The organism is Nonomuraea sp. NPDC049607 (genome assembly GCF_040675375.1).
GTDB lineage: Bacteria > Actinomycetota > Actinomycetes > Streptosporangiales > Streptosporangiaceae > Nonomuraea.
Map to the genome: position 1 here is coordinate 37,724 of NZ_JBFAOV010000048.1, position 17,256 is coordinate 54,979.

Sequence of the window (17,256 nt, forward strand, 5' to 3'; positions counted from 1 at the left end):
CGTTCACACCTGTATGGACTCGACACGTGCGCGTGGCGCGGTCGTCGTGGGCAGGCGTACGAACCGCAGAAAGGCCGGCAGCAGCCACGGACGCCGCCCCCAGACCGCCGCTTTGCCCGTGAGCGCGGCCCGCGTCCTGGACATCCGGCCGAACAGTAAAAGGTTCAGCGCCGCCGGGTCGAACCCCACGTGCGCGTCCACCCGCGCCCCCGCCTCCGCCACCGACACCCGTCCGCGGTCGAGCACCAGCGCCGCCGGCGCGGTGTGCGCGGAGTGGAACCCGACGGTGATCCGGCGGGGCGGGGCGGGCGAGCCGGTGTCCATCAGGCGTCCGTAGTCGTTCCTGATCATCCCGATGAGGAACAGGTCAAAGAACAGGCCGGCGTCCCGCGCGGGCACCGACCAGGGGGTACGGGTCGCGCGGGCGACGTCCCAGCCGTGCAGCAGCAGCTCGTTCAGCAGGTGGGCCAGCACGCCCGCGACGGGCACCCGCGCGTCGCCCAGCCACGGGACCGGCGTCGCCGGATCGACCTCCGCGCCGGCGCTCAGGATCTCCCGGACGTCGGCGCGCAGCCGCTCGGCCAGGACGAGCGGGTCACGCTCGGCGAAATGCCCGAACGCCAGCTCGTTCAACGCGCTGACCGTGTCGACGTTGGCCTGGAGTATCGCCTCCGCCAGCTCCGGGAACGGCGAGGCCACGTCGCCGCGCACCACGGAGGTGTAGAGCGAGGCGATCGCGGTGACGTGGGCCGCGGTCTCGGCGACCGTCCACTCCCTCGTCGCCATGGCCTGGGGATCGACGATGGAGATCAGCTTCGCGAACCGGTCGGCGGTCGTCTTGAGCGAGCCGCGTACCGACGCCCATTTGCCGTACGTGATGAGCTCGTCCATGTTCTCTCCAGGGGTCCACGATCACGCTAACCCGTGCCGGGCCGGGAGCCTTCTCCAGGAATGCCTTGCTGGAGCCTGTCGTCCGCGGACCCGTCGAAAAGCAGTGGCGTCATGTCGCGTGCCGGCAGTTCACTTTGATCACTTGTCCTGCTCGGAGGGAGCTCCATGATCGTGATCTCGGCCGCATCGGGCGCGCTCGGCCGGCTGGTCGTCGACCGGCTGCGTACCAGGGCGGACGTCGTCGCCGCCGTCCGCGACCCCGCCCGCGCGCCAGAGGGCGTACCGGCGCGGCGCGGGGACTACGACGACCCGGCGGGCCTGCGTACGGCGTTCGAGGGGGCCGACCGGCTGCTGCTGATCTCCTCGCCGGAGCTCGACCCCGGACGCAGGATCGGCCACCACCTGGCCGCCCTCGCCGCCGCCGTGGACGTGGGCGTCGGCGCCGTCGTCTACACCAGCTTCCTGGACGCCGACACCGTCGCCACCGGCATGACCGAGGCACACCACGCCACCGAGCAGGCCCTCCTGCGCAGCGGACTGCCGTACACGATCCTGCGCCACCCGTTCTACGGCGACGCGTTCGTCCCCAGGGTCTCGGACGGCGAGCTGACGGGCAGCGCCGGAGGGCGCGGACTGAACACCGCGTTCCGGTCCGACCTGGCAGAGGCGGCGGCCAACGTGCTGACCGGCGAAGGCCACGAGGGCCGCGCCTACGACTTCACCGGACCGCTGTGGACCCATCCGGAGGTCGCCGAGGCGCTGGGCGTGCCCTACCGCGAGGTCCCTGACGCCGCCCCCGGCCCGATGGCCTGGCTGAACGCCCAGATCCGCGCCGGCTCCCTGGAACGACAGACCCCCGACCTGGAGCACATCCTCGGCCACCCGGCCCGCACAATGCTCTCCCACCTCCAGGACACACCCTGACGAGCGTCCCTACTTCCGGCGGACGTTTTGACAGCCCGCTGTTAAAAGTGTTGATCATCATGGGGCCGGCAGGTAACGTCAGCCCTCGGTGGCGATCGTATGTTCGAAAAGTCGCCCCCTAAGTAGTGGAGAGGGCAAGATGAAGACAACACTGGGCGTGTTAGCCGTCGGCCTCCTGACCTCCGGCCTCATGGCCGCGCCGGTTGCCGCGTCGGCCAGCACGGACTTCCATCTCCTGGCCACCACGCAGACGTCCGCCGTCGAAGTAGCCGAGTTCTGGCTGGGCGACAGCGGCGCCAACCTGACGAACGCCACCCCCTACAGTGTCCAGACCGTCATCGACAAGGTCATTCTCGGCGGGCCTTACAGCGCCGACGGCAAAGCCGGCGTCGTCCCGCCGGTACTCCCACCCGACGACGACGGGGGCACCGGCGACGGGCCCGCCGGCACGGGCAAGGTCTTCTTCGTCGGCGCCGACGGCCAGCCGCACTGGTGCACCGGCACGGCCGTACAGTCGCAGTACCGCAACCTCGTGGCCACCGCCGGCCACTGCGCGTACGACACACAAGGACCCGGCGGCGGCCTCGACAAGTGGGTCTTCATCCCCGGGTACTCCGCCGGCACGGCCCCCTCGGGCCTCTACGTCGGAAAGACGGCCTTCACTCACTACGATTTCTCGTCGTACAACGACTACGACCGCGATTACACCTTCGTCACCGTGTACAACGGCGTCGTCCCCTCCTCCTCGGGCGGGCTGGTCGACACCGGAAGGCTGGTCGACAAGGTGGGCGCACAGGGCCTGGCCTGGAACCAGCCACGCGACTCCTCGGTCGACATCTTCGGCTTCCCGGCCGGCGCCCATCCCGACGGCACACACCCGCGAACGGGCGACACGCTCGAAAGCTACAAGGGACGCATGTCCGTCGCACGCGCACCCGCCCTGAAGGCCGAGGAGCTCAACACCGTGGACTCCACGTTCGCCGGTGAAGGCTCCCTCGGCTCCTCCTGGCTGTTGCGCTACGACAAGAGCAGCCGCGCGGGCTACCTCAACACGATCACCATCAGCGTCGCCGACACCGACCTCGACCTGCGCTACGACAGGAGCTTCTCGCCGTACTTCGACGGCGAACTGGCCTCGGTCTACTCGGACGCCGGAACGCAGTGGAGCGGCTCCATCGTCGTGCCGTAGGAGACCCGGGGCCCGCTTCCGCCCGAGCGGCTCTTGATCGTTCACTTGTAGGGTCGGGCGGCATGAGTGGTGAATGGCGGCAGGACAGGATCGGCAGTGCCTTGGCGGGCGGGAATCCCACGGTGCTCAGGCGGCTGGACGCCGGCTTCGCCGTGATCGGCGACACCCAGTTCCTGCCGGGATACTCGGTTCTCCTGACGGACGAGCCCGGCGTGCAACGACTGTCCGACCTGCCCCGGGCCAGGCGGATGGCGTTCCTGTCGGACATGGAGCTGCTCGGCGAGGCGGTCGAGCGGGCCTGCGGCGCGCTGGACCCGGCGTTCCGGCGGGTGAACCTGGAGATCCTCGGCAACACCGACCCTTTCCTGCACGCTCACGTCTGGCCGCGCTACGAATGGGAACCGGCCCACCTGGTCGGCCGGCCGGTCTGGCTGTATCCGCCCGACAGCTGGACCGACCAGCGGTTCGCCCTCGGCCCGCGACACGACCCGGTGCGTGAGGAGATCGGCCGGCGACTCGGCGCGCTGTACGCGCAACACGGGGCTCGGGCAGGCGGCTGAAGCTGGACCTATTCGGAAGTCCCGCCGTGGAGAAGGGCGGTGCTGAGCAGCTTCAGGAGGTCGGCGGCGAGGGCGGGGCTCACCGCGATCGTCGCCTGGGAGCTCATGGTGTGGGGGCTGCCGTCCAGGTCGACCACCAGGGCTCCGGCCTCGCGGGCGATGACGACGCCCGCCGCGGTGTCCCACGGGTTGTTGCTGAGCATGATGTTGGCGTCGACCTTGCCGTCGGCCACCCAGGCGAGGTCGATCGCGGCTGAGCCGAGCATCCTGACGCGCTGGACGCGAGCGGCCAGTTCCTCGGTGAGGGCGAATCGGGGCCGGTTCCGTTCCGGTGCGTCCTCGCCCACCGCGTAGTCGCCCATGGCGACGATGGCGTCCCGCAGGTTCCGGGCGCCGCTGACCTGGATGGGCGATCCGTCGGCCGTCGCCCCGACGCCTTCGGCGGCCGAGTAGCGGACGTTCAGGAACGGCAGCCCGATGACGCCGAGCACGGGAAGGTCCCCGTCGATCAGGCCCAGGGAGACGCCGCACAGGGGGATGCCGTGGAGGAAGTTCGCCGTGCCGTCCACAGGGTCCAGCACCCACGTCAGGCCCTCGCCCGCCCGGCCGGCGCCCTCCTCCTCGCCGAGGAAGCCCACCTCGGGCGTCTCGCGCGACAGGAACTCCCGTACGGCGTGCTCGACGGCGAAGTCGACCTCGGTGGCCATGTCGCGGTCGCCCTTGGCGGTGACGACGCCGGGGGCCCTGGTCGTGATGATCTCGCCGGCGATCGTCGCGGCCCGCTCGGCGAAGGGCAGCAGCGCCCGGACGTCGATGCTCATTCAGCTGTCTCCGCTCTCACGCAGGTGTCCGGTCGCCGTCGTCAAGGCAGCTCGCGGCGTACCAGGGCCGTGGCGAACGGCTCCCCGGCGGCCCGTGCGTGTGCCATTCGCGCGCGAGCCTCGCCGAGCGTGCGTGGCCGGTAGCCGGGCCCGCCGCAACAACTCTTGTGGAACCCGACGCCCGCGTGCAGCAACAGCGAGAGCACCCGCCAGGCCGCGGTGTCGCGCCTTCGCGGCGCCGCGAAGGCGGAACCCACATGGATCAGCGACTCGCCGCACCGCGGGCACGACCGGCCCTTGTCGCCAGGAAGCGGATAAGGCTGCTTGTACGAGGCGCGGCACGGCAGGCAGACGAACGACGTCTTCGCATGACCCATGCGCCCAGCGTAGCCCCGCGCCGGGGCCGGCCCGAGGTCCCACCAACCCTCCCTCCGTCCCCGCAGGAGGAAGGGCGCGCGGCCCGTCACCGTCCGGGTGCGCGCCACCGGCCAGGACGTCGCCGTCGAGGTCTCCGACCACGGGCCCGACCCGCTGTGCGGACTTCAGCTGAGACCAGGACCGCCGTGCGTGATGGTCGAATTGCGTACTTCGGGATCAGGGGCTTCGATGAACTCCGTGTTCCGACCGTTCTCCGTGTCCGTAGGCCGACATCGAGCGCTCGTCCTCGTTCTCCTGATCACGTGCCTCGGACCGCTCGCGCTGACGGGCTGCACCGGATCGGACGAGTCGCCGTCGCTGCCGCCCGCCGGTGTCTACGAGCACGACGCGGCGAGTGAGAACTCGCGGGCCGAGCCGGTCCGGGCCAGCGGTACGGCCTGGGCTCTCACCAAGCCGTTGAGGGAGGTCGGCTGGTTCTGCGCACAGGTCCGGGCCAATGCGGACGGGCGTGCCGTGTGGTGCCGGATCGGGCGTCGTAACGAGGAGGGCACGGTCCACCCGCAGACGGCGCACTTCCTGCTCGACCGCAATGACCGGCTTGCCTGGGCGTGGTTCCCGACCACCCAGGCGGACTACGAGGGGAACCCGATCGCCGTCACCGCCGCGCTGGCGCTGACCGCGATCTGGCCCGGCACCGAGGTGCGGGAGGAGATCGACGACTTCGACAGCGATCTCCGCACAGCCATACCGCGACCGGACGACGACTATCCCCGGACAGGGTGGCGGGACACGTACGCGGACTACAGCTACGACCCGCTCGACGGACTCGTCGTCACCTCCCAGGACGCCTCCCTGCGCCGCTGGCCGTTCGGGTCCGAGCACTACGCGACCACGATGAGCTCGGCCGTAGACGATCTTCTGGCCGGTGGCTACGACTGCTTCTATCCCCCTCAGACGAGCTGCAACCGCCCTCAGTCGAACGGGGACTTCCGTGTCAACCTCCGTGGCGACCAGATCGTCATGGCGCGGTTCGGCATCGGCAGCCGGCTGAAGTCCGGGCGGCAACGACACCGCCTCACCGAGGAGTTCCCGCACGGCCTCACCTTCCTGACCGAGGCGGTCCGCCGTCCGGTCACGGAGCGCATCGAACAGTCCCGGAGGTCCGGTACGGGCTTCGTCGGCATCGTGGCCGGAACCATCGTGATCATCGACGCGCGAACGAACTTCTTCGGCAGAGGCGATCTGGTGGGGTACTTCGACATCCAGATCGGCGCCCCCCTGGCCGCGACCTTGCCCACCTGAACGCGCCCGTGTCCGCCGGCCCGAATCGTATGATCCGTCTCATGCCGATCCCCCGAGCGGTCGCCGTGGTCGTCGACGGCACACGAGTCCTGGTCATCAAGCGGTTCTTCCGGCGCGAACCAGGCGTCACCTGCGGCATCTGCGAGGCCCGCGGCCGTCGGGAGGCGCAGTGTCCAGGGCACCACTACGCGCTTCTTCCAGGGGGCCACGTGGAGGACGGCGAGTCGCCGGAGAGCGCGGCCGTGCGTGAACTCCACGAGGAGACGACCCTCACCGGAGAGATCGACCGGCTGCTCCTCACCGGCCTCCACGCCGACCGGCCCGCCTTCTACTTCCTCATGCGGGACGTCAACGGCGTTCCCTCGCTCTCCGGCGAGGAGGCGCTGGACCACGGGCCGGACAACACCTTCGAGCTCAGATGGGCGAGCGCCGCCGAGTTCGAGCAGCTGAACCTGTACCCCGCCGACGTGCGCGGGCCGCTCACGGAGCTGCTGCACGGCTGACCCCGCGCGCCGAGCCCCTCGGTGTCCGGGACGTCCGATATGACGGTCTCGCCCCTATGGTTCTCCCATGAACGAGTCGCTACGGCTGGCGCCGATCACCCCGGCGAACGTTGAGCTGGCCATCGCTGTGAAGGTCCGGCCCGACCAGGAGCGTTTCGTCTCGCCGGTGGCGAACTCCCTCGCAGAGGCCTACGTGCAGCCACAGGTGGCCTGGCCTCGCCTCATCCTGGGCGGTGATCGTCCCGTCGGGTTCCTCATGGCCTTCTTCGACATCGACTGGAATGGCAAGGGGGTCGACTTCCGGTCAGGCCTGTGGCGCCTCAACGTGTCCGCCGAGGCGCAGGGACAGGGCGTCGGACGATTCGCCGTCAGAGCCGTGGCCGCCGAAGTCAGGCGTCGCGGTGGCGGCCAGATGTTCGTCACGTGGGAGCCGGGAGAAGGCGGCCCCGAAGACTTCTACCGGAAGCTCGGATTCCAGCTCACCGGCGAGGAGAGCGGCGGCGAGAAGGTCGGCGTGCTGGACCTTCACTGAGTATCCGGAGGGCAGGCTCCTCGTGAAGGGGCGTCTCGTGGCACTCAGGCTGTCCACGAGAAGGCCGGTAGGTCATGAGGACGTCTGACCTGCGGATGTAACCCTTTTGTCGGTTCTCACCAAGCAGGGGCGAATCGATGAAGGGAGCATGACCGGTGCGTCGTAAACAGGCGAAGATCGCCACAGATCCTGTGGCCTTCGAGGCCTTCTACCGGCGGAATGTCGATGCGGTCACCCGATTCCTCGCCCGCCGCGTAGACGACCCGCACACTGTCGCCGACCTGGTGGCCGAGGTGTTCGTGGCAGTGCTCGACTCGGCCCACACCTACCGAGGCGAGCTGGGCTCCGAGATCGCCTGGCTTTATGGCGTGGCACGCAAGACGATCTCCGCCGAGCGGCGGAGGGCGTACAAGCAGTACCAGCTGACGGATCGGGTGAGCGGGCGGCGCACGCTGGCCACCGACGACGTCACCAGGCTTGAGGAGCGCATAGACGCGGAGCGGAACGCCAGGCAGGTGTTCGAGGCCATGGCCGAGTTGCCGCAGGGGGAGCGCGCGGTACTGGAGCTGGTCGTGATCGACCAGCTCACGGTCACGGAGGCAGCGCTCGCCCTCGGTATTCGGCAGAGCGCCGCCAAGGTACGCCTGCACCGCGCTCGCCGGACATTGCGGAACCTGCCCTTCGTCATGAGTGGAGCATCAGGATGACATTCGAGGAGCACCTGCTGATGGAACTGAAGGCCGAGATCGCGGACCGCACCGAGCGACACCGCCGCGTCACCCGACGACTGTACGCAGGAGGCGTGGTGGGCCTCCTCGCCGCGGCGGCCGCGTTCGCCGTCCCCATGCTGACGGGGACGGAGACCTCCGCGTACGCCGTGAGCACGAACGCCGACGGCACAGTGCGAGTGGAGATCAACGAGTTCAAGGACGCCGACCAGCTGGAGCAGGACCTGGGCGCGGCAGGCGTCACGGCCGACATCACCTACCTCCCGCCCGGCAAGGAGTGCAAGACCGGCAGAGGGAAGACGGTGGGCGCGGTGACGGCCCTGGGACCGGGCGCCGACGCGGCCGCCCGCATGCGCGACGGCGGCCTCGACATCGATCCCCGGAACATCGGCAAGGACCAGACGCTGGTGCTGGAGTTCGCCGGCAACGACAAGGAAACCAACGAGACGCGTAAGCAGAACACGTTGTGGCGACTGACGGGATCGATGATCAAGGGGCAGGTCGGACCATGCGTCGCGATCGATGACCCGAGTTGGAAGAGCGGCAACAAGAGCTGACCTGAGTCGGCGTCCACGAGAGCCAGTGGAAACGATCGAAGCCAGGTCGAGGACCACCCCTTGACCTGGCTTCTCGTTCTCGAAGCGAGCGACAGGAACCGAACCCGCGCCGTCAGCCTGGAATCGCGACGATCACGCGGTGACTCTTGCTTCGGCTTTCCCGGACGTGGTGCGCTTCCGTTGTGAGTCACGAACGCTATCCGGGCCGGCTCTCCTTCCCCCTGCGCTTCCCGAACCGCCGTTTCCGGATCTGGAGCTACGTGCCCACGCACAGCGGGCTCGTTCTACGGACGGAGTTCGAGCCGAATACGCCGCACATCGAGCTGCTGTTCCAGGATGTGCGCCAGATCAACCTGCCCGCGATGATGCCGGACGGGCTCGTGGTGGACATCGAGCGCACGAACGACGACGATCCGGACGGCGTGACCTTCCTTCTTGGAAACGACCACTTCTCCGGCCACGTGCGCGCCGGCTACCTGTTCCTCGACCAGGAAGAACGATCAAAATACAGCTCCTTCTCGCTCTTCCACGGCTACCTGCGAAGTGATTTCGAGCATTGATCGGCCAGGCGTCGCGATGGAGCGTGACGGGCCATCGCCAAACCCTGGGCAAGGCCGACGAGGACGCAGGCCGCGCCCCTCGACGGTACGGAGAAGTAGCAGCCACAAGCACCGCTTCGCGGCGTGCTGCCGCGTCTGACCTACTCCACCCACCACCAGCCGTCGCCCAGATCTCGTACGGGGAAGCCCAGGTCACCGGCGGCGGTCTGGACGATGGTCTTCGGGGTCGGTGGGGCCGGTAGATGGGCGATCCCGCGGCCGCTCTCCGCGCGCCAGTCCTCGAACACCGGCAGGTAAAGGACTTCTCCTTGCTGCCGCACCTGGCCATCCATCGACAGGTACTCCATCCACCATGGCACCGTGAGTGGTCGGCCGTTCTCGTTCTCCGCCACAAGAGCGGCGAACTCGTCCCCGTGCAGCCAGAACTGACTGTCGATGTAGAGGGTCTGCCAGTCGGCCCTGAAGATGACCGCTCCCAGGAACACCGTGATCGTCAGCATGACGAAGGACCGGGCATGCGCCTTGAGCGACAGGTTGGCCATCACCGCAGTGAAGGACCATAGAGCGGCCCACAACCAGGCTGCTGTGGTCACCAGCTTGCTGAACCACCAGATCGTCTGGAACATCGGCAACGACAGGTACGACGCGACGGTCAGCGCAAGCCATCCGAGTACCGCCATGATGACTGTCCACTTGGCCCAGAGGGGCTCCTTCATCACGGGAAGCATGGATGCAGTTTGTGGCTGCCGGCGAGACGCGACCAGATCTACCGACACACCCACACATCATGTGCACGACTTCTCCACACCGTGTTGTCAGCCGAGCCTGGCACCATGCGGCGTCATGGACGTCGACGAGTTCTGGCTCTTCCTTCAGCGGTCCCGGGAGGTGACCAGTGATCCTGATGAGCGCCTACGGTGGCTCGGCGTCCACCTTGCGCGGAGTCCGCTGTCCCGGATCGTCGACTTCCAGATCCTTCTCAACCAGATACGACGACGATCCGACACCTACGACATGTGGGAAGCGGCCAACCTGATCTTCGGAGGCGACTGCTCCACCGATGGCTTCTGGTACTTCCAGGCATGGCTGATCGGGCTCGGCCGCGACACCTTCGACCTCGTTGTAACCGATCCCGACAATCTCGCCGACGTGCCCGAGGTCCGACGACTGGCAGAGCGCTCCATGCGGGAGTGGACCGGTGAGTGGCCGGAGTGGGAGGCGTTGAGCTACGTGGCCGCCGGAGCCTACGAAGAGGCCACCGGCGAACAGGAGGGCGTCTACGACGCCATGGCAAGGCGTGGCCACAGGGACCAGAGCGATCCCCATCCCACGGGGCTTTCGTGGAGTTCCCGAAATCCGACGGAGGCGGTTCGGAGGTTGCCTCGTCTGAGCCGCATCTTTTCGTTGGGTGCGTCAGAGCCCTCATGCTCATCCATGAGAGCACTCGATCCTGCTGTCACCCCGGGAATTACAGGAATCTTGGCCTGCCGGGCGTTTCCAGATCCACTGTTCGGGATGTCGACTAGCCGGGGATCCACCAGCAGTAGAGCAGTTGGTCGCTCTCCTTGGCTCTCCACGCCAGCGCGACGAACTCTCTGACCAGGTCGAGCGCGTGCTCATCGTCGAGGCCGAAGGGATGTTCATTCAGCCATTTCTGGGCCACTTCGGGTAGCCGGGCGTCATCGACCTCGGCGAGTGTGTCCCGTGCGCTCATCGACAGTTCCTGGATCTCGGGTCCGTCGCGGTAGAGAGAGCCCTCCGGCAGCGCCAGCCATTCGTCCTCGGTCTTTGGCGCCCCTTCCGGCGGAGGGTACAAGGTGATGGTCTCGACCAGGTCGTTGGAGTAGGGGACCTCTCTGATGGCGGCCACGAGGTCGCCGAGGCATCCAGTGGGATCGATCCACTTGGTCTCCACGACATCGAACACTGGAGCGTCCGGTAGGGGCTTGGCCGGTGCCCGTAACTGGCCCGGCCGCCAGGTGGCTGTGGCGCGATCGGGTGCGCGGTAGTAGTCGTGCATGGCGCTCATGCCTACGCTCCTGGGACGAGGGTGTGATCGTGAATCCGGCTGATGGCACGCCAGGGGTTCGGAGATGCGCCCGAAGGTACGGGCAGGCGGCAATCCAGATCGTCGAGCACCCCCAGACGGCGGAAGGCCAAGCCCATAAATGGCGATCGCGGGCTGCTTTACGGTGGCATACACCTCCGCTTGCGGCGCACGCGAGCTGGGGACGGAGCTCATACGATCACCTGGTGGGCACAATACGAAAAGAACAGATACACAGATTCGCGGCAACAGTCTTGGCCGCGACGCTCGCGGCAGGCTGCTCGATGCACAGTGTCGCTGATACGAGGACGCCGGCCAAACCCGCCGGGTCACGATTAGCGAGCCCGAGGTCATCCTTAACCGATCTGACCGAAGTGGTGAAGCAACGGATAATTCTGCACCACGTCGGCGAGGAGGATGGCGAATGGCGGACGTCAGTAAAGGTGGGAAACAACTACCAGGTGGCCGTCGACTGCGTCGGAGCTGTCGGGCAGCTGGAGCTCTCGATCGATTCTTCATCATTCCCCCGCAAGTGCTCGACCGGATTCAATGTGGTGAAGGTCGGCGGTTTCCCCAGGCAGGAAGCGATGCCCCGCCAACTGGTGGTGAAGGCGCCGCCGGGAGCCAGGTGGGCTCTGCTGATCGCCGAGCGGCCATGAGACGCCCCGGCCCACTCGCCGACGTCAAGCAGCCCAGCCCTTCGATCGCCCTCAACCCCGTACGGCGACAAGCCACAGCGCGATCGTTCACCCGCGTTGGGACGACGGCGGGTACCTGGGGTCACGGAGACAAACGTGCAGCCCCGACAGGAGGAACGACCTTGTCCCCGTGGCCCTGGTCTGCTCGGCTCGTCCAGGGCGATGGCGGCGGAGGTGATCCGACTTCCCCCTCCGCCACCCACGACCCATACAGCGAACCCTGCGATCATCTGGGAGCAGGAGCATCCCCGCCGGCGGCGTGGAGGACCCTCCGCCGGAGCTTCCCGCAGTGGAGTCTTCCGCGGATGCCACCATCACCGAGCCGTCCAAGACACACCGTCTGGGCCTCGTGCGATTCGCCACACGAGCGTCGAGCCATGCCTGGTGAGCGGCGTAGATCCTGCGCAGTCCGTCGTGCTCCTCGCTTAATGCCAGAAAGTCATCCAGGCATTGCAGCAGCGTCTCGACGGCGCGGACGTCAGTGTCGGCGTCCATGTCGCGCGTGCTCTTCGGGCCCTCCGGCTCGGTCAGACGCAGAACGAGGCTCCACCAGACCAGGTTGTCCCCACACCCGACACGGGTCACCAGCCATTCCCTGAAGCCGGTGAGCAGGGTGCCGGCGTTTCCCTGATCACAGCCTGCGACAAACGCAACGACGCTGGTGAAATCCGCCCGAGGCAGAAACCTAAGTGGCTGCTTACGGAGCGCGGAGAACAGCTCCCGGTAGCTCCCGATCACCAACCCGCTTCACCGCCTGTGTGTCTGTCTGCCTGCTTGCCGATCCTGCCCTGCCGGGCCTGTGGTGCGAATTGACTACGCCCGCCGACGAATGAAGGACATCGGAACGCAAGTCAACGTGCTGATGGCCATCAGCGCTAAGCAGGGTGGTGCGTCGATTCGAATGTTCATCTCCGGCTGGTAGGTACTCATGTACCACTCGTCCAGCGCAGCCAGGAACCAGGCGGCTGCCGGCCACAGGAGATAGTGGGCGTGCCGCTGCGTGCGTCGAAACGCCAAGAAGAAGGCGACGAAGATGACTCCACCCAGCGTTAGGGGGATTGTCTGATACAGCATTCCGATCAGGTTGTCCACGCGAAGACCTCAGTACGTAGGGTGTGAAGCTCCGCCACTGTAGATTTGTTGCGGCCCGCGCGCACCTCCCCTGCCTGACGCTCCTATGTGCAAGGGCGTTGCGCGGAGTTTCGGCTCGAGCCGTGCTGGTCGGAGGACAAGGCGAGGTAGGCGGCGCCAGCCGAGTTCTGGACGTTGGTCCATTCAGGATGGTCGAGATACGCGTTGTCCGGAGCGGTTGGGCCGAGGTCGTCGAGTACGTGCAAGAGGGCGCCGACCACCGTCTGCACGAGGTCGGCTTCTCGTTGATCGAAGAAGAGATGGGGGATCAGGGCTCGTGCGCCGTGTTGGTCGATGAAGGTGTCGTCGATGAGCCAGTGCACGGCAGCGGTGAGGTCCGGCCGTCCTTTCCCGGATCGCCAGTGTTGGTCCTGGTAATCGCGGTCACTCAGGGCTCGCAGTGATTCGAGCACGTCCTTGCGTCGCTCTGGCCACTGCACGGGTTGTCTGCCCGGATGTTCTTCCTCCACGGACGCCAAGCTACTGGGGGCCTGTCGATGTCGGGTTGCCCAGGCGCTCCACCCATTGCCGTAGCTGGGCGTTCTCCTGTTCGAGTCGCTTCTTGCTGCCGAACAGGCCGCCGCTCCTGCGTTCGGCCAGCTGCGGTGTGTCCGGAGGTCCTGTGGGCATCTCCTCGAGAACCCAGTGCTCCCAGTCGACGGGAGCTGGTGGCCACGACGGATCCGGCTGTCATCCCTGCGGCGGCTTCCACCCGCTGGGTGGAACCGGCCATCCAGGGGGAGAGTTGAACCGGTACTCGGGCAAAGGCCCTCCTCAGGTGTACGCGACGGCCATGCGCAGGTGAGATGGCCGTGGGCGGCATCCGGGTTACAGGATGCAAGCATTCATGGGCGTCTTTCCGATCAGGGCGTAGCTTCCGTGGGTCCTGGTCGGGTGCGTCGGAGTCCCGACTCGGCGACCCTCTGCTTGGTGCACCTGACTGGTCACTGCGCAGTCAGGCCACTCTCGCGGACTACATGCATTGATCGACAAGGCATTGCGACGGAGCGTGCCGGGCCCATCGTCAACCTCTGAGCAAGCTCGTGGAGGAAGCGAGGACGCAGGCCGCGCGGTGGGGAGTTCGAGGGGCGGTAGCCCCTCGCCATCTGGCGAAGCCTCAGGAAGACAGTCCGAGCGAAGCGAGGCCGGTCAGGGGTGGGCATCGGCAGCCCCACCCGGTAACCGGGCAACGGGTGGGTGGCGTCTGCCGGGGGAGCCCTCGAAGAGGCGGAGTGCTGAGGAGGTGGAGCGGGTGACGGGAATCGAACCCGCGCTGTCAGCTTGGGAAGTGCATTGATCACGTGTCGTAGAGCGGCTGAGCTGGGCTTTCGGCCGGTCGTGAGTGACAGTGGTTGACCCTTCGTCACCCTCTCTAATGGCACGCTAATGGCACGAGCGACAGGATGAACTGGTGAAGCTGAGCGAGAAGACCGCGGCGAGGATCGCGGAGGAGCACCTGGACCGTTGGCGACGTGTCGCACGTTACGACGAGCTTGCTGTGATGGAAGAGAACGGTGACAAGGACTGGAAGAACGTCACCGGAGAGGACGGTCAGGAGTACAAAGTCCTCGCCTATGTGCTTCCGCACGGCGACGAGACGCTTCGGATGGTGGTCTCGGTGAACCACCTGAGGAAGGATTATGCGGCTGCCGACCCGCTGATTCGGGAAGCGATCATGCGCACGGACGGCATTGTGACCACATCGGCGGATCTGACTGAGCTGGAGGACCGGTGGATTTTGCCGTGCCGAGGGATGCAGGTGGTCCAAGTCCGGGTGAGCTATCAGCTGACGTTGCTCCTCGACGGCGATGCCCAGGTGAACATCGAGTCCGCAGCGACGCTCACCAGAGGCCCGCTGAGTGCTCCGGACGCGGAGCCGGTCCAGCTGGCCCCTGAGCGTCAGGAGGTGGCCCCGGCCCTGGTGCTCTTCGGCGCGACGCTCGTGTCATCGGTTGCCTTCAAGTCCGGTGCGCTGCGGTTGGTCTTCGACACCGGGATGCACCTGAACGTGAAACCCGATTCCCAATACGAGGCGTGGAGCACCTGCGGGCCTGATGATTTGCGCTTCGTCTGTCTGCCGGGCGGTGAGCTTTCGATTTTTCGGTGATCGGAGGAGCCGGTTTGGTGGTACGCCACCCAGGCGACTTGCTGCACTCCAGGTCGAGATGGGCGCATCCCCTCCAAGTCCTCGAGCGGGTGACGGGAATCGAACCCGCGCTGTCAGCTTGGGAACTGCATCGATCAGGGCCCGCTGGGGCACTGAGCTGGGCGGAAGGCTGGTCCTGAGTGACCGTGGTTGACCCCTCGTCACCCCTCTTAACGGCCCGCTAATGGCCCGGTGATCAGTCTGCGACCTGGTGTTTCTCGTGCGACGCGTGCATCCCGGGCCAGTCGGTGCAGGGGGTCACCTCTGGGTCGCCGGCGAACGCGTGCACGGCTGCGTGATCACTGGTACGGAAGTCACGCAGCAGCAGCCGAGGCGTGGTCAGTTCCATGATTCTTGAGTGTGGACGCACCCAGAATGAGAGCCGCAGCCCGGAGTGCGGCTCTACGAAATGTCTAGCTTCGTCACGATGCATGGTGACGATCCGTTACGCTGCCCAGCGTCAAAGTATGATCTTGAGGGGAGTGAGCCAGACAATGCGTAGATTCAAGCAGGCAGCGGTGTTCACGGCAGTCGCACTTGCCAGTTCCGTGGTCATGAGCGGCCCGGCAATGGCCGCGTCATCGCCGACCGCGGTGTGCGGCGGCGGCAGCTACCGCGTCATCGACAGCCACGCCATCAGCGGGCTCGCCACGATTTACCTGCTCTACAACGGCAGCACCAACTGTGTGGTGACGTGGAAGAGCAGCAAGTACCAGGGCGGATACACCCTTACGGGGGCCACCATTCAAAGGAAGGGGGGCAGCAAGATTAGTGACACCGGCTCCTACAAGATCTACGCCGGTCCCGTGAAGGTCAACGCTGCCGGCACCTGTGTCTCGTGGGGAGGCCATGCTTCGAACAGCACCGGTGTTGGTGAGGGCTGGCAATCGAGCTGGACTCACTGCGGCTGATCACCGAGACAGGTTGTCATTTCAACGTCGGGGTGACTCGGCCCCGGGTTCACCGGGGCGCGAGCCCCCTTCTGTACTCGGGCGAACGACTGGTGTCGAGAATGACTGCCCGCACGCTTGCGTTCCACCTTGGCCGGGCGCGCAGTGCCCGTACTGCGCACCGACAGAGACCTTCTGCCTAGGGTCGGCGGTATGAGCCAAGGCCCGGACGGGGATCGTGTCCCCACCTGGGTCCTCACAGTGAGAGCGGGTGACGGGAATCGAACCCGCGCTGTCAGCCTGGGAAGTCTTCCAAGATCACGCCTGCTGAGCTGGGGAAATGCTGACCTGGGAGTACGTGAGTTGGGTGCTGCTGAGTCCTCGTGACTCCCCGCTGATCGCCGTCCGAACGGGCACACAGCGGGCACGGTAAGGGGTCACGTCGTCTACTCGGCTCCAAGAAGTGTCCAGCCTTGATGCTGCACGGCGATCAGTTCTTGGATGAGCCGTCGAGCACCGGCGTCTTGCTCGGCGATCACTTGGAGTGTGCCGACCGCCAGCCTCACTCGCTGGACGATCGCAGGGATCACATGAACGGTCTGCCCTCCTTGGTCGGTGTAGGACTCGAAGCCTGGTTCGGGTTGAAAGCATCCCCACCAGTCGAGCAGGACGGCCAAGGCGATCTTCCTCGGTGGTCCGGGGTATCTGACGATGATGTCCAGCAACACGTCCGTGCCTATGACTGCGGCTGGATAGAGCGTCCCAGCGTGATCGTTGCCTATCGCTGATCGAATGGCATGTCCCGGATCGTCGCCGCCGCGAGCGGTTTTGATCAGGCTTGTGAATGCCTCCGAGACAGTCTCAGGCTGGTACCACTGCGGTCCGGGAATGGCTGCCCATTCCATCGTCCGGGGATTCATGGGGGAAGCGTACGGCGATCTGGCGATGGATGTGATTCGTCACGGCACGCGCGCCACGCCCTCTGATCATCCCGGAGCTGGAGGGCCCCTGCCGGAGGCGTTAGGTTGAAGCCACACAGATCGAATGCTCGACTTGGCCACGGCGAAGGGGCGAAGGGTATGGCGATTCGTCCGAAGGCCCGGAGTAGAGAGTCACGCAATGTCCTGCTCAAGTGGACTGCCGGTATCGTGCTCTTCTTCTTAGCGGAGCTGGTCGTCGACTACATCACTGAAGGGTCCGAAAGGATCACGGCGGCGTACCTTACAGCGCGTCCTCTCGCGCTCGCCTTCTTCTGGCTGATCGGAGCGATGTTCATCTGGCGCTGGGGCTATATCCGTGCTCTGAGAGTGCGTTTCGCGAGCTGATGCCCCTTTCGTCGCCGGAGTTGGCTTAGGTCGCCCGGTCAGAGGCTCGTCATTCGGGCTATGGGCGCGGTTGG

At 66.4% G+C, this 17,256-nt stretch carries 24 protein-coding genes; 14 read left to right on the forward strand and 10 right to left on the reverse strand.

From position 1 onward, the window contains the following. Positions 1 to 3: 3 nt before the first annotated feature. Positions 4 to 891: a maleylpyruvate isomerase N-terminal domain-containing protein gene (locus AB0J97_RS46565; RefSeq protein ID WP_364102363.1), complete on the reverse strand. Its 888-nt coding sequence runs from the start codon at positions 889 to 891 to the stop codon at positions 4 to 6. A gap of 165 nt (positions 892 to 1,056) precedes the next feature. Between AB0J97_RS46565 and AB0J97_RS46570 the strand changes: the two genes are divergently transcribed. The 3 genes from AB0J97_RS46570 to AB0J97_RS46580 all read left to right on the forward strand — a co-directional run bounded on the left by AB0J97_RS46570 (position 1,057) and on the right by AB0J97_RS46580 (position 3,564). Next, positions 1,057 to 1,815 (forward strand): NAD(P)H-binding protein, encoded by a 759-nt coding sequence (locus AB0J97_RS46570; protein WP_364102366.1) that lies wholly within the window; start codon positions 1,057 to 1,059, stop codon positions 1,813 to 1,815. A gap of 139 nt (positions 1,816 to 1,954) precedes the next feature. Beyond that, positions 1,955 to 3,004: a hypothetical protein gene (locus AB0J97_RS46575; protein ID WP_364102369.1), complete on the forward strand. Its 1,050-nt coding sequence runs from the start codon at positions 1,955 to 1,957 to the stop codon at positions 3,002 to 3,004. Between the two features lie 62 nt (positions 3,005 to 3,066). Further along, a complete protein-coding gene (locus AB0J97_RS46580) occupies positions 3,067 to 3,564 on the forward strand; it encodes a diadenosine tetraphosphate hydrolase (RefSeq protein WP_364102372.1) in 498 nt (165 codons plus the stop codon). Between the two features lie 8 nt (positions 3,565 to 3,572). Here the strand turns inward: AB0J97_RS46580 and AB0J97_RS46585 are convergent, their stop codons facing one another. Together AB0J97_RS46585 and AB0J97_RS46590 are read right to left on the reverse strand one after the other, a co-directional pair. Further along, positions 3,573 to 4,385 carry an inositol monophosphatase family protein gene (locus tag AB0J97_RS46585; RefSeq protein ID WP_364102375.1) on the reverse strand — a complete coding sequence of 271 codons (813 nt, stop codon included), beginning with the start codon at positions 4,383 to 4,385 and terminating at the stop codon, positions 3,573 to 3,575. Positions 4,386 to 4,426: 41 nt separating this feature from the next. Continuing rightward, positions 4,427 to 4,762, reverse strand: a complete 336-nt coding sequence (locus AB0J97_RS46590) for a hypothetical protein (RefSeq protein ID WP_357706412.1) — start codon at positions 4,760 to 4,762, stop codon at positions 4,427 to 4,429. 238 nt (positions 4,763 to 5,000) lie between these two features. On the opposite strand from AB0J97_RS46590, the gene AB0J97_RS46595 reads away from it, so the two are divergent. From AB0J97_RS46595 to AB0J97_RS46620, 6 genes are all read left to right on the forward strand, one after another. After that, positions 5,001 to 6,065 carry a hypothetical protein gene (locus AB0J97_RS46595; RefSeq protein ID WP_364102378.1) on the forward strand — a complete coding sequence of 355 codons (1,065 nt, stop codon included), beginning with the start codon at positions 5,001 to 5,003 and terminating at the stop codon, positions 6,063 to 6,065. 41 nt (positions 6,066 to 6,106) lie between these two features. Next, positions 6,107 to 6,568: an NUDIX domain-containing protein gene (locus AB0J97_RS46600; RefSeq protein ID WP_364102381.1), complete on the forward strand. Its 462-nt coding sequence runs from the start codon at positions 6,107 to 6,109 to the stop codon at positions 6,566 to 6,568. A 67-nt stretch (positions 6,569 to 6,635) separates the two neighbouring features. Further along, positions 6,636 to 7,100: a GNAT family N-acetyltransferase gene (locus tag AB0J97_RS46605; RefSeq protein ID WP_364102384.1), complete on the forward strand. Its 465-nt coding sequence runs from the start codon at positions 6,636 to 6,638 to the stop codon at positions 7,098 to 7,100. Positions 7,101 to 7,255: 155 nt separating this feature from the next. Further along, positions 7,256 to 7,807, forward strand: a complete 552-nt coding sequence (locus AB0J97_RS46610; protein WP_357706421.1) for a sigma-70 family RNA polymerase sigma factor — start codon at positions 7,256 to 7,258, stop codon at positions 7,805 to 7,807. Continuing rightward, positions 7,804 to 8,385: a hypothetical protein gene (locus tag AB0J97_RS46615; RefSeq protein ID WP_364102388.1), complete on the forward strand. Its 582-nt coding sequence runs from the start codon at positions 7,804 to 7,806 to the stop codon at positions 8,383 to 8,385. The genes AB0J97_RS46610 and AB0J97_RS46615 overlap by 4 nt, the downstream gene beginning before the upstream one ends. Before the next feature lie 182 nt (positions 8,386 to 8,567). Further along, a complete protein-coding gene (locus tag AB0J97_RS46620) occupies positions 8,568 to 8,945 on the forward strand; it encodes a hypothetical protein (protein ID WP_364102391.1) in 378 nt (125 codons plus the stop codon). A gap of 140 nt (positions 8,946 to 9,085) precedes the next feature. Here the strand turns inward: AB0J97_RS46620 and AB0J97_RS46625 are convergent, their stop codons facing one another. Next, complete coding sequence (locus tag AB0J97_RS46625) at positions 9,086 to 9,673, reverse strand: hypothetical protein (protein WP_364102394.1); 588 nt, start codon at positions 9,671 to 9,673, stop codon at positions 9,086 to 9,088. A 115-nt stretch (positions 9,674 to 9,788) separates the two neighbouring features. Here AB0J97_RS46625 and AB0J97_RS46630 point away from each other — a divergent pair, with 115 nt between their 5' ends. Continuing rightward, positions 9,789 to 10,544: a DUF4240 domain-containing protein gene (locus AB0J97_RS46630; RefSeq protein WP_364102397.1), complete on the forward strand. Its 756-nt coding sequence runs from the start codon at positions 9,789 to 9,791 to the stop codon at positions 10,542 to 10,544. Here the strand turns inward: AB0J97_RS46630 and AB0J97_RS46635 are convergent. Next, positions 10,468 to 10,974, reverse strand: a complete 507-nt coding sequence (locus AB0J97_RS46635; RefSeq protein WP_364102400.1) for a hypothetical protein — start codon at positions 10,972 to 10,974, stop codon at positions 10,468 to 10,470. The genes AB0J97_RS46630 and AB0J97_RS46635 overlap by 77 nt on opposite strands. A gap of 224 nt (positions 10,975 to 11,198) precedes the next feature. Here AB0J97_RS46635 and AB0J97_RS46640 point away from each other — a divergent pair, with 224 nt between their 5' ends. Continuing rightward, positions 11,199 to 11,651, forward strand: coding sequence for a hypothetical protein (locus tag AB0J97_RS46640; protein WP_364102403.1), 453 nt, complete (start codon positions 11,199 to 11,201; stop codon positions 11,649 to 11,651). Positions 11,652 to 12,503: 852 nt separating this feature from the next. Here AB0J97_RS46640 and AB0J97_RS46645 read toward each other — a convergent pair. The 3 genes from AB0J97_RS46645 to AB0J97_RS46655 all read right to left on the reverse strand — a co-directional run bounded on the left by AB0J97_RS46645 (position 12,504) and on the right by AB0J97_RS46655 (position 13,451). Next, positions 12,504 to 12,782, reverse strand: coding sequence for a hypothetical protein (locus AB0J97_RS46645; RefSeq protein WP_364102406.1), 279 nt, complete (start codon positions 12,780 to 12,782; stop codon positions 12,504 to 12,506). Positions 12,783 to 12,865: 83 nt separating this feature from the next. Continuing rightward, complete coding sequence (locus tag AB0J97_RS46650; protein ID WP_364102409.1) at positions 12,866 to 13,291, reverse strand: hypothetical protein; 426 nt, start codon at positions 13,289 to 13,291, stop codon at positions 12,866 to 12,868. A 10-nt stretch (positions 13,292 to 13,301) separates the two neighbouring features. Continuing rightward, positions 13,302 to 13,451: a hypothetical protein gene (locus tag AB0J97_RS46655; protein WP_364102412.1), complete on the reverse strand. Its 150-nt coding sequence runs from the start codon at positions 13,449 to 13,451 to the stop codon at positions 13,302 to 13,304. A gap of 781 nt (positions 13,452 to 14,232) precedes the next feature. Between AB0J97_RS46655 and AB0J97_RS46660 the strand changes: the two genes are divergently transcribed. After that, positions 14,233 to 14,928 (forward strand): DUF6188 family protein, encoded by a 696-nt coding sequence (locus AB0J97_RS46660; RefSeq protein WP_364102415.1) that lies wholly within the window; start codon positions 14,233 to 14,235, stop codon positions 14,926 to 14,928. 235 nt (positions 14,929 to 15,163) lie between these two features. Here AB0J97_RS46660 and AB0J97_RS46665 read toward each other — a convergent pair whose 3' ends face one another. Beyond that, a complete protein-coding gene (locus tag AB0J97_RS46665) occupies positions 15,164 to 15,316 on the reverse strand; it encodes a hypothetical protein (protein ID WP_364102418.1) in 153 nt (50 codons plus the stop codon). 145 nt (positions 15,317 to 15,461) lie between these two features. On the opposite strand from AB0J97_RS46665, the gene AB0J97_RS46670 reads away from it, so the two are divergent. Further along, on the forward strand, positions 15,462 to 15,878 hold the full coding sequence (locus AB0J97_RS46670) for a spore-associated protein A (RefSeq protein WP_364102421.1): 417 nt from the start codon (positions 15,462 to 15,464) through the stop codon (positions 15,876 to 15,878). 425 nt (positions 15,879 to 16,303) lie between these two features. On the opposite strand, the gene AB0J97_RS46675 is transcribed toward AB0J97_RS46670, so the two are convergent. Further along, a complete protein-coding gene (locus tag AB0J97_RS46675) occupies positions 16,304 to 16,777 on the reverse strand; it encodes a hypothetical protein (protein WP_364102423.1) in 474 nt (157 codons plus the stop codon). A 159-nt stretch (positions 16,778 to 16,936) separates the two neighbouring features. Here AB0J97_RS46675 and AB0J97_RS46680 point away from each other — a divergent pair, with 159 nt between their 5' ends. Continuing rightward, positions 16,937 to 17,182, forward strand: a complete 246-nt coding sequence (locus AB0J97_RS46680; protein WP_364102426.1) for a hypothetical protein — start codon at positions 16,937 to 16,939, stop codon at positions 17,180 to 17,182. The last annotated feature ends 74 nt before the right edge of the window (positions 17,183 to 17,256 follow it).

Bases quoted from the DNA above. Each gene is read 5' to 3' on its own strand.
- AB0J97_RS46565 (WP_364102363.1), bottom strand. From the start codon at position 891: ATGGACGAGCTCATCACGTACGGCAAATGGGCGTCGGTACGCGGCTCG.
- AB0J97_RS46570 (WP_364102366.1), top strand. From the start codon at position 1,057: ATGATCGTGATCTCGGCCGCATCGGGCGCGCTCGGCCGGCTGGTCGTC.
- AB0J97_RS46575 (WP_364102369.1), top strand. From the start codon at position 1,955: ATGAAGACAACACTGGGCGTGTTAGCCGTCGGCCTCCTGACCTCCGGC.
- AB0J97_RS46580 (WP_364102372.1), top strand. From the start codon at position 3,067: ATGAGTGGTGAATGGCGGCAGGACAGGATCGGCAGTGCCTTGGCGGGC.
- AB0J97_RS46585 (WP_364102375.1), bottom strand. From the start codon at position 4,385: ATGAGCATCGACGTCCGGGCGCTGCTGCCCTTCGCCGAGCGGGCCGCG.
- AB0J97_RS46590 (WP_357706412.1), bottom strand. From the start codon at position 4,762: ATGGGTCATGCGAAGACGTCGTTCGTCTGCCTGCCGTGCCGCGCCTCG.
- AB0J97_RS46600 (WP_364102381.1), top strand. From the start codon at position 6,107: ATGCCGATCCCCCGAGCGGTCGCCGTGGTCGTCGACGGCACACGAGTC.
- AB0J97_RS46605 (WP_364102384.1), top strand. From the start codon at position 6,636: ATGAACGAGTCGCTACGGCTGGCGCCGATCACCCCGGCGAACGTTGAG.
- AB0J97_RS46615 (WP_364102388.1), top strand. From the start codon at position 7,804: ATGACATTCGAGGAGCACCTGCTGATGGAACTGAAGGCCGAGATCGCG.
- AB0J97_RS46625 (WP_364102394.1), bottom strand. From the start codon at position 9,673: ATGCTTCCCGTGATGAAGGAGCCCCTCTGGGCCAAGTGGACAGTCATC.
- AB0J97_RS46630 (WP_364102397.1), top strand. From the start codon at position 9,789: ATGGACGTCGACGAGTTCTGGCTCTTCCTTCAGCGGTCCCGGGAGGTG.
- AB0J97_RS46635 (WP_364102400.1), bottom strand. From the start codon at position 10,974: ATGAGCGCCATGCACGACTACTACCGCGCACCCGATCGCGCCACAGCC.
- AB0J97_RS46655 (WP_364102412.1), bottom strand. From the start codon at position 13,451: ATGCCCACAGGACCTCCGGACACACCGCAGCTGGCCGAACGCAGGAGC.
- AB0J97_RS46665 (WP_364102418.1), bottom strand. From the start codon at position 15,316: ATGGAACTGACCACGCCTCGGCTGCTGCTGCGTGACTTCCGTACCAGT.
- AB0J97_RS46670 (WP_364102421.1), top strand. From the start codon at position 15,462: ATGCGTAGATTCAAGCAGGCAGCGGTGTTCACGGCAGTCGCACTTGCC.
- AB0J97_RS46675 (WP_364102423.1), bottom strand. From the start codon at position 16,777: ATGAATCCCCGGACGATGGAATGGGCAGCCATTCCCGGACCGCAGTGG.
- AB0J97_RS46680 (WP_364102426.1), top strand. From the start codon at position 16,937: ATGGCGATTCGTCCGAAGGCCCGGAGTAGAGAGTCACGCAATGTCCTG.